This window comes from Polaribacter pacificus (assembly GCF_038024035.1).
GTDB classification, from domain to species: Bacteria; Bacteroidota; Bacteroidia; order Flavobacteriales; family Flavobacteriaceae; genus Polaribacter; species Polaribacter pacificus.
This window is the reverse complement of sequence record NZ_CP150664.1, coordinates 110,714-122,045: the sequence shown is the minus strand read 5'-3', so window position 1 is coordinate 122,045 and position 11,332 is coordinate 110,714. Positions and strand designations below refer to the sequence as shown.

At 33.4% G+C, this 11,332-nt stretch carries 12 protein-coding genes; 6 read left to right on the top strand and 6 right to left on the bottom strand.

Annotated elements, in window-relative coordinates:
- Positions 1–36 precede the first annotated feature (36 nt).
- Positions 37–2,040: an LTA synthase family protein gene (locus WHC90_RS00540; protein WP_188598947.1), complete on the top strand. Its 2,004-nt coding sequence runs from the start codon at positions 37–39 to the stop codon at positions 2,038–2,040.
- Here WHC90_RS00540 and WHC90_RS00535 read toward each other — a convergent pair.
- The 4 genes from WHC90_RS00535 to WHC90_RS00520 are packed head-to-tail and all read right to left on the bottom strand — an operon-like array spanning position 2,029 to position 5,481.
- A complete protein-coding gene (locus WHC90_RS00535; RefSeq protein ID WP_188598948.1) occupies positions 2,029–2,589 on the bottom strand; it encodes a phosphatase PAP2 family protein in 561 nt (186 codons plus the stop codon). The genes WHC90_RS00540 and WHC90_RS00535 overlap by 12 nt on opposite strands.
- Positions 2,590–2,593: 4 nt before the next feature.
- A complete protein-coding gene (locus tag WHC90_RS00530; RefSeq protein WP_188598949.1) occupies positions 2,594–3,679 on the bottom strand; it encodes a peptidylprolyl isomerase in 1,086 nt (361 codons plus the stop codon).
- Position 3,680: 1 nt separating this feature from the next.
- Positions 3,681–4,403 carry an FKBP-type peptidyl-prolyl cis-trans isomerase gene (locus tag WHC90_RS00525; protein WP_188598950.1) on the bottom strand — a complete coding sequence of 241 codons (723 nt, stop codon included), beginning with the start codon at positions 4,401–4,403 and terminating at the stop codon, positions 3,681–3,683.
- A gap of 46 nt (positions 4,404–4,449) precedes the next feature.
- On the bottom strand, positions 4,450–5,481 hold the full coding sequence (locus tag WHC90_RS00520) for a DHH family phosphoesterase (protein ID WP_188598951.1): 1,032 nt from the start codon (positions 5,479–5,481) through the stop codon (positions 4,450–4,452).
- 76 nt (positions 5,482–5,557) lie between these two features.
- On the opposite strand from WHC90_RS00520, the gene WHC90_RS00515 reads away from it, so the two are divergent.
- The 3 genes from WHC90_RS00515 (at position 5,558) to WHC90_RS00505 (ending at position 8,489) form a co-directional block, all read left to right on the top strand.
- Complete coding sequence (locus WHC90_RS00515) at positions 5,558–6,574, top strand: alkaline phosphatase D family protein (protein WP_188598952.1); 1,017 nt, start codon at positions 5,558–5,560, stop codon at positions 6,572–6,574.
- A gap of 54 nt (positions 6,575–6,628) precedes the next feature.
- Positions 6,629–7,048 (top strand): nucleoside-diphosphate kinase, encoded by a 420-nt coding sequence (locus WHC90_RS00510; RefSeq protein WP_188598953.1) that lies wholly within the window; start codon positions 6,629–6,631, stop codon positions 7,046–7,048.
- A 139-nt stretch (positions 7,049–7,187) separates the two neighbouring features.
- Positions 7,188–8,489 (top strand): hypothetical protein, encoded by a 1,302-nt coding sequence (locus tag WHC90_RS00505; protein ID WP_188598954.1) that lies wholly within the window; start codon positions 7,188–7,190, stop codon positions 8,487–8,489.
- A gap of 23 nt (positions 8,490–8,512) precedes the next feature.
- Here the strand turns inward: WHC90_RS00505 and WHC90_RS00500 are convergent, their stop codons facing one another.
- Positions 8,513–8,809 (bottom strand): DUF721 domain-containing protein, encoded by a 297-nt coding sequence (locus tag WHC90_RS00500; RefSeq protein ID WP_188598955.1) that lies wholly within the window; start codon positions 8,807–8,809, stop codon positions 8,513–8,515.
- A complete protein-coding gene (gene recF, locus WHC90_RS00495) occupies positions 8,809–9,891 on the bottom strand; it encodes a DNA replication/repair protein RecF (RefSeq protein WP_188598956.1) in 1,083 nt (360 codons plus the stop codon). Before recF ends, WHC90_RS00500 begins: the two co-directional genes overlap by 1 nt.
- Before the next feature lie 113 nt (positions 9,892–10,004).
- Between recF and WHC90_RS00490 the strand changes: the two genes are divergently transcribed.
- Entirely contained in the window at positions 10,005–10,772 is a 768-nt protein-coding gene (locus tag WHC90_RS00490; protein ID WP_188598957.1) for a tetratricopeptide repeat protein, read from the top strand.
- Positions 10,773–10,776: 4 nt separating this feature from the next.
- Positions 10,777–11,256: a 6,7-dimethyl-8-ribityllumazine synthase gene (gene ribH / locus WHC90_RS00485; RefSeq protein WP_188598958.1), complete on the top strand. Its 480-nt coding sequence runs from the start codon at positions 10,777–10,779 to the stop codon at positions 11,254–11,256.
- The last annotated feature ends 76 nt before the right edge of the window (positions 11,257–11,332 follow it).

The following is an 11,332-nucleotide window of genomic DNA, read 5'->3' as shown; positions in this document are numbered from 1 at the left end:
TAAATTTGAATATCTTTGCTTTTTTATTATTGATTTATGAAGCAAAAAATTCCAAATTATATACAATACCTATTTGTAAATGTCTTTTTTGTATTTCTATACGCCCTTCTTTTTAGAGGAATTTTCTATGGTTTTTTTGCGCAATTAGACAGCGTTTCTAAGCGTGAAATTGGTCAAGCTTTTTCTTTGGGAATTCGTTTTGATTTAAAGCTTGCCGTATTAGCTGTTTTTCCAATTGCCATCCTCCTTTTCATTGTTAATCAACGCTTTTTTAAAGCCAAGATTTACAAAAAAATTAGCAGTATCTATCTTACTCTAATCTACCTTGTATTAACTATTTTTTACTTAGTTGATTTTGGTTATTATGAGTATTTAGGGATCCGCCTTGATGCAGCTTCACTTCGTTTTTTAAGCAATTTAAAGATCTCTACGCAAGTATTGATTGAGAGTTACCCAGTGTATAAAGGATTATTTGGACTTCTAATCTTAGTGTTTTTAATTTATCGCTTCAATAGCTATATCTATACCAAACTAGACAAAAACACCAGACAAATTTCTAAAAAAAAGAAGGCTTTTTATATAGTTATTCCTTTTCTAATTTTAGCCTTTGGTATCTATAATAGCTTTACACACTATCCTTTGCGATGGAGTCAATCATTCTTTTCAAAAAATCAAGCTGTAAACCAATTTGCTTTAAATCCTGTACTGTATTTTTACGATAGTTTTGCCTTTAGAAACTCTGGTTTTAACCTAGAAGAAACAAAGAAGTACTACCCAACAATTGCTAATTATCTAGGGCTTTCTAAAGATGTCTTTTCTTTTGAAAAACCACACACAGCAAACGACTCTATAAAAAACAAACCCAATGTTGTAATCGTTATGCTAGAGTCTGTTGGCGTAGCACCCATGAGTTATTTTGGAAATCCAATAAGTACGACTCCAAAAATGGATAGTATTGCCAAACAAAGTGCTCTTTTTACCAATTTTTACGTACATAAGGCCGGTACAGCAGGAAGCGTTTTTGCAAGTATTACAGGGCTTCCAGATATAGACAATATTAGCACTGCTTCTCGAAACCCAATGGTTATTGATCAACGGATTGTCTTTGATCAATTTAAAGGCTATGAAAAGCTTTACTTTCTAGGTGGATCAGCAAATTGGGCTAATATTAGAGGGGTCTTCCAATCAAATGTAAATGATTTACAAATTTTTGAAGAAGGAAGTTATGCTGATGAAAACAGAGCAGATGTCTGGGGAATAGATGATTATGAACTGTTTAAACAATCTGACAAGAAATTAGCTGAACTCAACAGACAAAACAAACCATTTATCGCTTATATACAAACAGCCACCAACCACATGCCTTTTACGGTCCCAGAACAAAAAGAGAGTTATAAACCTTTAGCTGAGTCTGATGTTAGCTTAGAACTACTTGAAAAGTCTGGATTTAAATCTGTAGCACAATTAAACGCCATAAGATACCTTGATTTTAATGTGGATGAATTTTTAAAAAGAGCTAAAAAATCTGGCTATTACGACAACACAATTTTCTTGTTTTTTGGCGATCATAATACTGCAATGAACCCTGTAGATTTTTTAGAAAAAAAAGAATTTGATCTAGAGACTCAAGTACACCATGTGCCCTTTTTTATCAATGCACCAAAATTTATTAGCCCTAAAACCCATAATCATTACGCAAAATTGGTTGATTTAATGCCTACAGCAGCAAGTCTAGCAAATATTAATTACACCAATTACACTTTAGGTAATGATGCGTTAAACACAGACGCAGATAAAAGTTTTGCTTTTTTATATAAGACTATAAATGGTGAACCAGCTGTAGCAGTTTTAAAAGATGATTTCTACTACACCTACGCCACAAATTCCAAAAACACAAATTTGTACAGCATCAATTCTGGAGAATTGGTTGATATTAAAAATCAATTCCCTGTAATTAGCAAACAGCTAGACAGCTTGGTAAAAGGCTATTACAATGCTACAAAATACTTGTATTACAACAATAAAAAATTAAGCGAATAACTTAGAAACAAGAAATGCTTGAAGCTTGTAAAAAGCAAAGCCTATACAGGTTCCTACACAAGCGCCCGTAAAAATGTCTATAGGAAAATGCACGCCTAAATACAAGCGACTATATGCAAAGAAAACTGGGAAAACAAAAACCCATTTGATAAGAGGAATACGTTTCTTTAAAAGTAAAAAAACAAAAACTGCAAATGCTGTAGAAGTGGTTGCGTGACCAGAAGTAAAACTAAAACTTTGTGGTGTAATTAAAGTTCTTAGCATCTCGTTTATTGCAGGATCATTATTGGGTCTCAAGCGCTCAAACACTCCTCGAATGAAATTAGTAAACTGATCAGAAAAAGCGGCCATTGCAAAGATAAATAGGACTAAGAACAGTCCTTTTTTCCAAGCAAACTCTCTAAAAAGTAAAAAGATAACAAAAGCAAATAATGGGATCCAGTAGAACTGATTGGTGATCACCAACCAGAATGAATCCCATCGCTCGCTTCCTAAATTATTTAAATAAATTAAAAGCTCTTTATCAAGCTGTATTAATTTTTCAAACATAGTATTACTTGTCTATTTTTAATATTTCTATATCAAAAACTACATCTGTTTTTGGAGGAAAACTTGGATTTCCTTTTTCTCCCCAAGCTAAATTATACGGAATAAATAAACGCACCTTAGCTCCTTCTCCCAAACCGAGTACTCCTTCTACAAATCCGTCAATCATCGGCTGTTGATCAATAGTACATACAAATGGAGTATTGGTCTCTCTGGTTGATTGAAATAATTTTCCGTCAGCAAAATACAAGGTATAATGCAAGGTTGCAGCCTTATCAGAAACTATTTTTGCTCCTTTTTCACCTTTATCTAAAGTTAAAACACGCAAGCCAGAAGGATATATTTTAGCTTTTGCATAGCCTTTCTCTTCATAAAAAGCAGCCCTATCTTTTAGATAGGTTTCATATCTTTTTTTCTCTTCGGCAGCTTTATTCTTAAGTCTTTCTTTCTTTATTTTTTCTGATTTTTGTATTTCTATTTCAAAGACCTTTTCTGCATCAAACTTTTTTGCTTTAGACCCAACTCTTATAATAGTAACCTCTTTAATTAAATCATCTTTAGCGATCGAATCAACGACCCCTTGACCTTCTTTAACCAAGCCAAAAACAGTATGTTTTCCATCTAACCAAGGTGTTGGTTTGTGTGTGATAAAAAACTGACTTCCATTAGATCCAGTTCGAGGACCAGAATTGGCCATAGATAGAACCCCTGCAGTATCGTGCTTGTATATTAGTTCACCCAAAGAATCTTTAGGAAACTCATCCTCAAATCGATAACCAGGACCACCTGTACCAGAAGCAGAAGGATCTCCTCCTTGTATCATAAAATCATTAATAACTCGATGAAACTTAATCCCTTCAAAAAACTTTTTCCCTTTTAAAGAATCGCTAACATAAGCATTAGTCCCTTCTGCTAAGGTTACAAAATTAGCGACAGTCAAAGGAGTTTTCTCTTCATGTAATTGAACCAAGATAAAACCCTTATCTGTCTCAATATCTGCATAGAGTCCATCCTCTAGGTCTGGATATTTTGAAGGCTTACAGGCTGCAAGTACAACCAATGCAAAACATAAAAAAAATGTTATTCTCTTCATTTTATTTGATATCTAATAATTCTACTTCAAAAACCAAAGCCATAAAAGGCTTAATTACTCCAGGTCTTGGGAATGCTCCATATGCCAACTCTTGAGGAATATAGAATCTATATTTAGCCCCAACTGGCATTAGTTGCAAACCTTCAATCCATCCTTGAATAAATTGATTTACTCTCATTTCTATTGGAGCATTCTTCTCTACAGAACTTTCAAAAACAGTACCGTCAATTAGAGTTCCATGATAGTGAATTTTAACCATAGATGTTGCAGAAGGCTTCTCTCCTTTACCTGCCTTTAGTATTTCGTATTGCAAACCACTTTCTGTAGTGATTACTCCATCTTTCTTTTTATTTTCAGCTAAGAACTCTTCTCCAGCTTTCTTAAAATGTCCAAATTCTTTTTCTGCTGCCTCAAGAGCTGTTTTTTGCTGCTCTTCCATTTGCTTAGCTTGTTGTTTTTGCAAATAGTTTTGAATCACTGGCAATACATCATCATTTTTAATCAATAAATTAAGAGAATCCATTCCATTTAAATACCCTTGCATAAAAACTGCACTATTAACTTCAGGTAAATTTGCTCTAAACTTATTAGCCATATCTAATCCTAAAGCATAACTAACAGAATCAATACTTGTTTCTAAAGATTTTTTATTGGCAACTGGATTGCTACAAGACACAATGCTCGAAGCTGCAAGAACTATCACTAAATTTTTTAATACTTTCATGTTGATTTTGGTGTTTTTGATATACTATTTCTTAATTAATTACTATTTACTCTGTGTATGAAGTTTCTAGCTGCTCTTTGTATTCTGGTAATAATGAAACAAAATAAGCAACAGTCTCTTCTAAGTTTTTATCTGATTTTCCTCCAGCAGCATTGTCATGACCACCACCTTCAAAATAATTTCTCGCAAATTGATTTACAGAAAAACTACCTTTTGATCGAAAAGATATTTTAATAATTTGCTGCTCTTTATCTTCAATAAAAATTGCAGCAAAATTAATACCTTTTAAAGAAAGCGCATAATTAACAACACCTTCTGTATCACCTTTTTGGTAGCCATAGGCATTTTTTTCATCTTCAGAGAGCGTGATATATGCAGTTTTATATTCTGGCAACGCTTTTAAATTGGTTAAAGCTTGTCCTAGTAATAATAACCTATTGTATGAATTTGCATCGTATACTTGGCTGTGAATTTTATCATTTTCAGCACCTTTTTCTATTAAATCAGCAATGATTCTATGCGTGGTACTGGTTGTTGATCGAAATCTAAAAGACCCTGTATCCGTCATGATTCCTGTATATAGACAGGTAGCAATATCTGCATCTATCATAGGTACATCATCAAGCAACTCTAAAAAGTGATAGACCATTTGAGCTGTAGAACAAATTGAGGTATCTGAATACAGATAACGAGCAATGCTATCTGGCTGTTGATGATGATCAATCATTACAAAATCATTTGGATACTCCTCTAGAGCCTGCTCCATATCATTACCCACTCTATGTAAAGCATTAAAATCTAACAAAAAGATAATATCAGAAGAATTGATTGCTCTTTTAGCTTGTTTGTTTTGTTTATCAAACAACAACACATCTTTAGAATTGGGTAACCATTTTAAAAAATCTGGATATTCATTTGGCGAAACCACTGTGGCTGTATGACCTTTTTTCTGAAGGTACTTACAAAGTCCCAAAGTAGACCCCATAGCATCCCCATCTGGGTTCCTATGTGGTACTATCACGATGTTTCGGGCAGTTGATAAAAACAGTTTTAATTTCTGTAATTCTACTTTTTTCATACGCTGCGAATATACAATTTAATAATATACCTACTCATAAATTATTAATACATTTGTCTATCTAAAACGCAAAATCATGTCACAAAAACACTCTCTATTCATCGTTGTATTCTTTGTTTTTCAAAACTTTTGGGGACAACAACAGCAACAAGAAGACTTTATTCTATCCTTTGGATCTTGCAACAAACAAACCTTGGAAAATGTTCTATGGAAAGAAATCGCAAAAAATAAACCTGCGGTTTGGGTTTGGGGTGGTGATGTAGTGTATGCCGACACTGATGACATGGCTAAACTTGAGAAGGATTACCAACAACAATGGCAACAGAAAGACTACAAAGAGTTTGCAAACTCTGTAACCGTATTAGGAACCTGGGATGACCATGATTATGGATTAAATGATGGAGGTGAAGAATTTTCAGTAAAAAAAGAAAGTCAGCAGTTGTTTTTAGATTTTATAAAAGTCCCAAAAGAAGATCCTCGTAGAAAAAGAGAAGGTGTTTATCATTCACAAGTTTTTACTACTCCAAAAGGAAACGTAAAAGTAATTGTACTCGATACGCGTTATTTTAGAACATCATTAACAAAAGCAGTAAATTCAAGTAAAAGATACCAACCAAACAGCTATGGAAAGGGAACTGTTTTAGGAGAAAAACAATGGGCTTGGCTCCAAGAAGAATTAACAAATTCAAAAGCTGATTTTAACCTTATTATAAGCAGTGTACAATTACTTTCTTACCACCATGGATTTGAATCTTGGGGAAACTTCCCGCATGAGGTAGATAAATTTAAAGAGCTTATTAAAAATTCGAATGCAAAAGGAATAATCGTTCTCTCTGGCGATAGACATATTTCTGAGTTTTCACTCACTCCAATTGAAGGTATGAGCTACCCATTAGTTGATTTTACTTCAAGTGGACTAACCCACGTCTACAGTTCTTACAGTGGTGAATACAATCCATATCGTCTTGGAACTGTAGTTTCAGAAATAAGTTTTGGTTTGTTAAAATTTGATTTTGATCAAAAGAAAGTCCGTTTCCAAATTCGTGGAAAGAACAATGTTTTGCTCCAAGAATATACGCAAGTTTACAATTAACTTGCTGTTAACATTAAAAGCTGTATTTTTGCAAAAAATTTTTTAAAACAAGAAATGGCAACAAACAGAACATTTACAATGATCAAGCCTGATGGCGTTGAAAACGGACACATCGGAGCTATCTTAGAAAAAATTAATGCTGCAGGATTTAGAATAGTAGCAATGAAATTAACCCAAATGACTAAAAGAGATGCAGAATCTTTTTACGGAGTTCACAGTGAGCGTCCATTCTTTGGTGAATTGGTAGAATTTATGACTCGTGGAGCAATTGTTGCTGCCGTTCTAGAAAAAGACAATGCTGTTGAAGACTTTAGAGCTTTGATTGGTGCAACCAATCCTGCTGAAGCTGCTGAAGGAACTATCAGAAAACTATATGCTACTTCTATTGGAGAAAATGCAGTACACGGTTCTGATTCTGATGAAAATGCTGCTATTGAAGCTGCTTTTCATTTTTCTGGAAGAGAATTGTTTTAAGGTTTATTGATCTAAACAAAAACACTTAACTATATAAAACTCGTTGCAAAAGCAACGAGTTTTTTTGTTTTATAAACTGTCACAAAAGAGCTTGAGAAATGTCTTTCTAGAAAGACCAACCAACTAAACTTTGTTTCTCATGAAAAAACTAACTTTTTTTATAGCAATTTTACTTTGTATCAACTGCCAAAAAAAGCCTGCAGTGAATCAGGTATTTGTAGATGAAGATATTACTAATTTTTGGATTGCTTTTGATCAAATAAACAAGACCAAAGACACTGTACTGCAATTAAAATATCTTAATGAGTCATTTTTAAGCAAAGCTTCAAAAGGTCAAAAAGGCATGATTGAAGCAAGAAACTACACGGCTAATGAATATATAGAGGCTATGAAATCATACCCTAAATTCTGGAAATCAATTCGGAAAAGCACCTTAAAAACAAAACTTTATAATGCTAAAATTAGAAAAGGACTTCAAGAGCTCAAAGAACTGTACCCTTCTTTAAAACCAGCTACCATTTACTATACCATGGGTGTGTTTAGATCTCCAGGCACAGGCTTTGATGATATGGCTTTGATAGGCTCAGAGTTTGCACTCGGGACAAATAACGTCGTTACTACCGAGTTTCCTGAAAACTTAAGTCATGTAAAAAAATACTTCACAATAAATCCAACCTCATATTTAGACTTTTTAAACATTCATGAGTATATACACACACAGCAAAATGAAAGTTTAAACAACATACTGTCTCAGAGTTTATTTGAAGGAATTGCTGATTTTATAGCAGCAAAAGTGACTCACAAAAATGCACCTTTTGATTATTATAATTTTGGCTTAGAAAACGAAGAAAGACTTAAAATTGCTTTTGAGAAAGAAGTCTTTAATATTCGAAAAATGGGTGATTGGATGTGGAATCAAAACAACCAGTTTAACACCAGAGATTTAATTTACTTTATGGGTTATAAAATTGCAGAATCTAACTACAACAAATCAGACAACAAGGCTTTATCAATCAAAAACATGATAGAATTGGATTATAGCAATGAAACTCAAATTGAAAACTTTGTCGACAATTCTGGTTATCTATCAAGCCCTATTGAGACTTTATATCAAAAATTTGAAACGAGTAGACCAAAGGTCATCGCAATCAAACAATTTAAAAATGGAAGTCAGAATGTACCTGCTAACACAACAGAAATCACACTATTGTTTTCAAAAAAAATGGACAATGCAATAAAATCTACTGGCTTTGGTGATTTGGGCAAAGAGCACTTCCCTAAATTAATTGCTATTGATTTTGCTGAAGATGGAGGTTCTGTTACCTACAAGATTAGACTAGAAGCCAATAAACGCTATCAAATCTTACTTGAAAATGGGTATCGAACAGAAGATGAGATCCCTTTAAAACCTTTTTTAGTTGACTTTAAAACCGGTAATTAAGCAGCTCTAAAATTGAAAAAAAACTAGACTAACATCAATTTAGAGACTACTTCTGCCCCCATCTCCTCATTGAGCATTTTGATGATCTTTTCTTTGCCATAACTCAATTCTTCTCTAAGCACAGAAGAAGATAATCCTACGATTAAGGTTTTTTGTTGCAGTTGAATTTTAGTTGTATAAGAAACAACGCCCGGCCCCATTAGCTTAGCCCATGCTTCTTCTACCTGAATTTTTTGCATTCCTTTTGACAGGTTATTTTCTTTGATAAAAGAGCCCATTAGGTCTTTTACAGATATTGAATCGTTTTCTCTCTTTGCCATTAGTTGAGTTTAAAAATTTCATAGGGTTGTTGTGTTTTTTTTACAACCTCTTCTGTTCTGTCTGCATGTGTATCAGTGATAAACAACTGACCAAACTCCTCGCCATTAACTAGATTGACAATCTGTGTCACTCGGTGCTCATCTAATTTATCAAAAATATCATCCAACAACAATATAGGGGTAATATTCCCTAATTTTTTAATAAACTCAAATTGAGCGAGTTTTAATGCAATTAAATAGGATTTCTGCTGTCCTTGTGAGCCAAATTTTTTAATTGGGTAGCCCGATATCTCAAAACTTAAGTCATCCTTATGAATCCCTACACTGGTGTATTGCAAGGCCCTGTCTTTGTCTGTGTTTTTTTGAAGTAAATTGGTAAATGTCTGCTCATGCAACTGACTGATATAATTTAGCTGCACCTGTTCTTTTTGCTGTGAAATTTGCTTGTATTTCTCATTAAAGATAGGTGTAAATTCTTCGAGAAATTCTGCTCTCTTCTTATAGATTTCTGTACCAAAAGCAATAAGTTGCTCATCATAAATCTTTAAATTTAACGCATCAAAAGTTCTGTTTGCTGCAAAATATTTTAACAAGGCATTTCGCTGGCTCAGCACCTTATTGTATTGGATTAAACTCTGTAAATAACTTTTATCTTGCTGAGAAAGCACTCCGTCTATAAATCGTCTTCTCGTTTCACTTCCTTCTACAATAAGATCTCTATCAGCAGGCGAGATAATTACCAGAGGTAACTGTCCAATATGCTCAGAAAACTTATCATAAGCTTTGTCATTTCTTTTCAGTATTTTTTTTTGACCTCTCTTCATGCTACATAAAATCTTTTCTTCGCGATCGTTTAAATCGTAGGTCCCTTCGATCATAAAAAAGTCTTCTCCATGACGAATATTCTGTAAAGCAATCGGATTGAAGTAACTTTTTGCAAATGACAGATAATAAATTGCATCCAAAATAGTAGTCTTACCAATTCCATTATCTCCTACAAAACAATTGATTTTAGACTGAAAATCAAACGATTGAGACTCAATATTTTTAAAATTAACCAAACTTAATTTCTGTAAATGCATGTATTATAATTATCCGTGAAAAGAAAATGCAAATTATTGAAAATTTAGCGAAATATCTGTTTTTAAAATCCAATTAAAAAAACTATTTTTGCGCTTACTAATTTTTTAGAGAAATGGCGACATACAAGAAGAAGGTATCAAAACCTAAAAAGGCACACGAAGAAGCAATCAATGACAATAGCACAACAGCTGAAGTATTTAATACTTTAGACGAAACTGCTTCCAGATCAGAAAAATGGATCGAAAAAAACAACAAAGTTTTATTCACAGGATTGGTCGTAATTGCAGGATTGATTTTAGGATATTTAGCCTACAACACTTATATAGTTGAGCCTACAGAAAAAGAAGCTTCTAATGAATTAGCTTTCCCAAGAAAACATTTTAACGAGGCAAACTTAGCTTCTGAAAATATTGATTCATTATTAACGCTTGGTTTAGAAGGTGCTGATGGTAAATATGGTTTTGTTGATATTTCTAGCACTTACGGTAGTACTCAGGCTGGTAATTTAGCTAACTATTATGCGGGTATTTCATATTTAAAACTAAAACAATACGATAAAGCTATTGAGTATTTAAGTAAATTTTCATCAGACGATGAATTATTAGGTCCTACAGCTTTAGGTGCTATCGGAGATGCTTTTGCTGACATCAACCAACAAGAAGATGCCTTAAAATACTACGAGCAAGCAGCTAATAAAAAAGACAATCAGTTTACCACTCCTTTATTCCTTTTCAAAGCTGGAATTACAGCAATGGATATTAAAGAATTTAGCAAGGCTGAAAAATATTTTAGCAAGATTAAATCAAACTACCCTGTATCTGCAGAAGGAGCTGATATTGACAAATACATTCAAAGTGCTAAATTTGCTTCAAAAAACTAAGTAAATGGCCACAACAAATTTATCTTATTACGATAAAGCTACAATCCCAAATGCGAAGTCTTTTCGATTTGGGATTGTTGTTTCTGAATGGAATCCAGACATTACTCAAAACCTTTTAAAAGGGGCTGTAGAGGCACTTAAAGATTGTGGAGTAACAGAAGACAATATTGTTGTCTGGGATGTTCCTGGAAGCTTTGAATTGATCTATGGCTGTAAAAAAATGGTTACAAGTCAAAAAGTGGATGCTGTTATTGCAATTGGCAATGTTATCCAAGGTGAAACCAAGCATTTTGATTTTGTTTGTGAAGGTGTTACTCAAGGAATCGTAGATTTAAACATCGCCCATGAGACTCCTGTTGTCTTTTGTGTTTTAACTGACAACACCAAACAACAATCTATTGATCGTTCTGGAGGAAAACTAGGAAACAAAGGTATTGAATGTGCTATTGCGGCAATAAAAATGGCTGCCTTAAGACAGTTTTAACAAGAGAGTTTCACTATTTTTCTTGACCACTACCCTTTTATTCTGTAAATTTGACCTACAAGAAAAAATGGTTTGA

Bases quoted from the DNA above. Each gene is read 5' to 3' on its own strand.
- WHC90_RS00540 (WP_188598947.1), top strand. From the start codon at position 37: ATGAAGCAAAAAATTCCAAATTATATACAATACCTATTTGTAAATGTC.
- WHC90_RS00535 (WP_188598948.1), bottom strand. From the start codon at position 2,589: ATGTTTGAAAAATTAATACAGCTTGATAAAGAGCTTTTAATTTATTTA.
- WHC90_RS00530 (WP_188598949.1), bottom strand. From the start codon at position 3,679: ATGAAGAGAATAACATTTTTTTTATGTTTTGCATTGGTTGTACTTGCA.
- WHC90_RS00525 (WP_188598950.1), bottom strand. From the start codon at position 4,403: ATGAAAGTATTAAAAAATTTAGTGATAGTTCTTGCAGCTTCGAGCATT.
- WHC90_RS00520 (WP_188598951.1), bottom strand. From the start codon at position 5,481: ATGAAAAAAGTAGAATTACAGAAATTAAAACTGTTTTTATCAACTGCC.
- WHC90_RS00515 (WP_188598952.1), top strand. From the start codon at position 5,558: ATGTCACAAAAACACTCTCTATTCATCGTTGTATTCTTTGTTTTTCAA.
- WHC90_RS00510 (WP_188598953.1), top strand. From the start codon at position 6,629: ATGGCAACAAACAGAACATTTACAATGATCAAGCCTGATGGCGTTGAA.
- WHC90_RS00505 (WP_188598954.1), top strand. From the start codon at position 7,188: ATGAAAAAACTAACTTTTTTTATAGCAATTTTACTTTGTATCAACTGC.
- WHC90_RS00500 (WP_188598955.1), bottom strand. From the start codon at position 8,809: ATGGCAAAGAGAGAAAACGATTCAATATCTGTAAAAGACCTAATGGGC.
- recF (WP_188598956.1), bottom strand. From the start codon at position 9,891: ATGCATTTACAGAAATTAAGTTTGGTTAATTTTAAAAATATTGAGTCT.
- WHC90_RS00490 (WP_188598957.1), top strand. From the start codon at position 10,005: ATGGCGACATACAAGAAGAAGGTATCAAAACCTAAAAAGGCACACGAA.
- ribH (WP_188598958.1), top strand. From the start codon at position 10,777: ATGGCCACAACAAATTTATCTTATTACGATAAAGCTACAATCCCAAAT.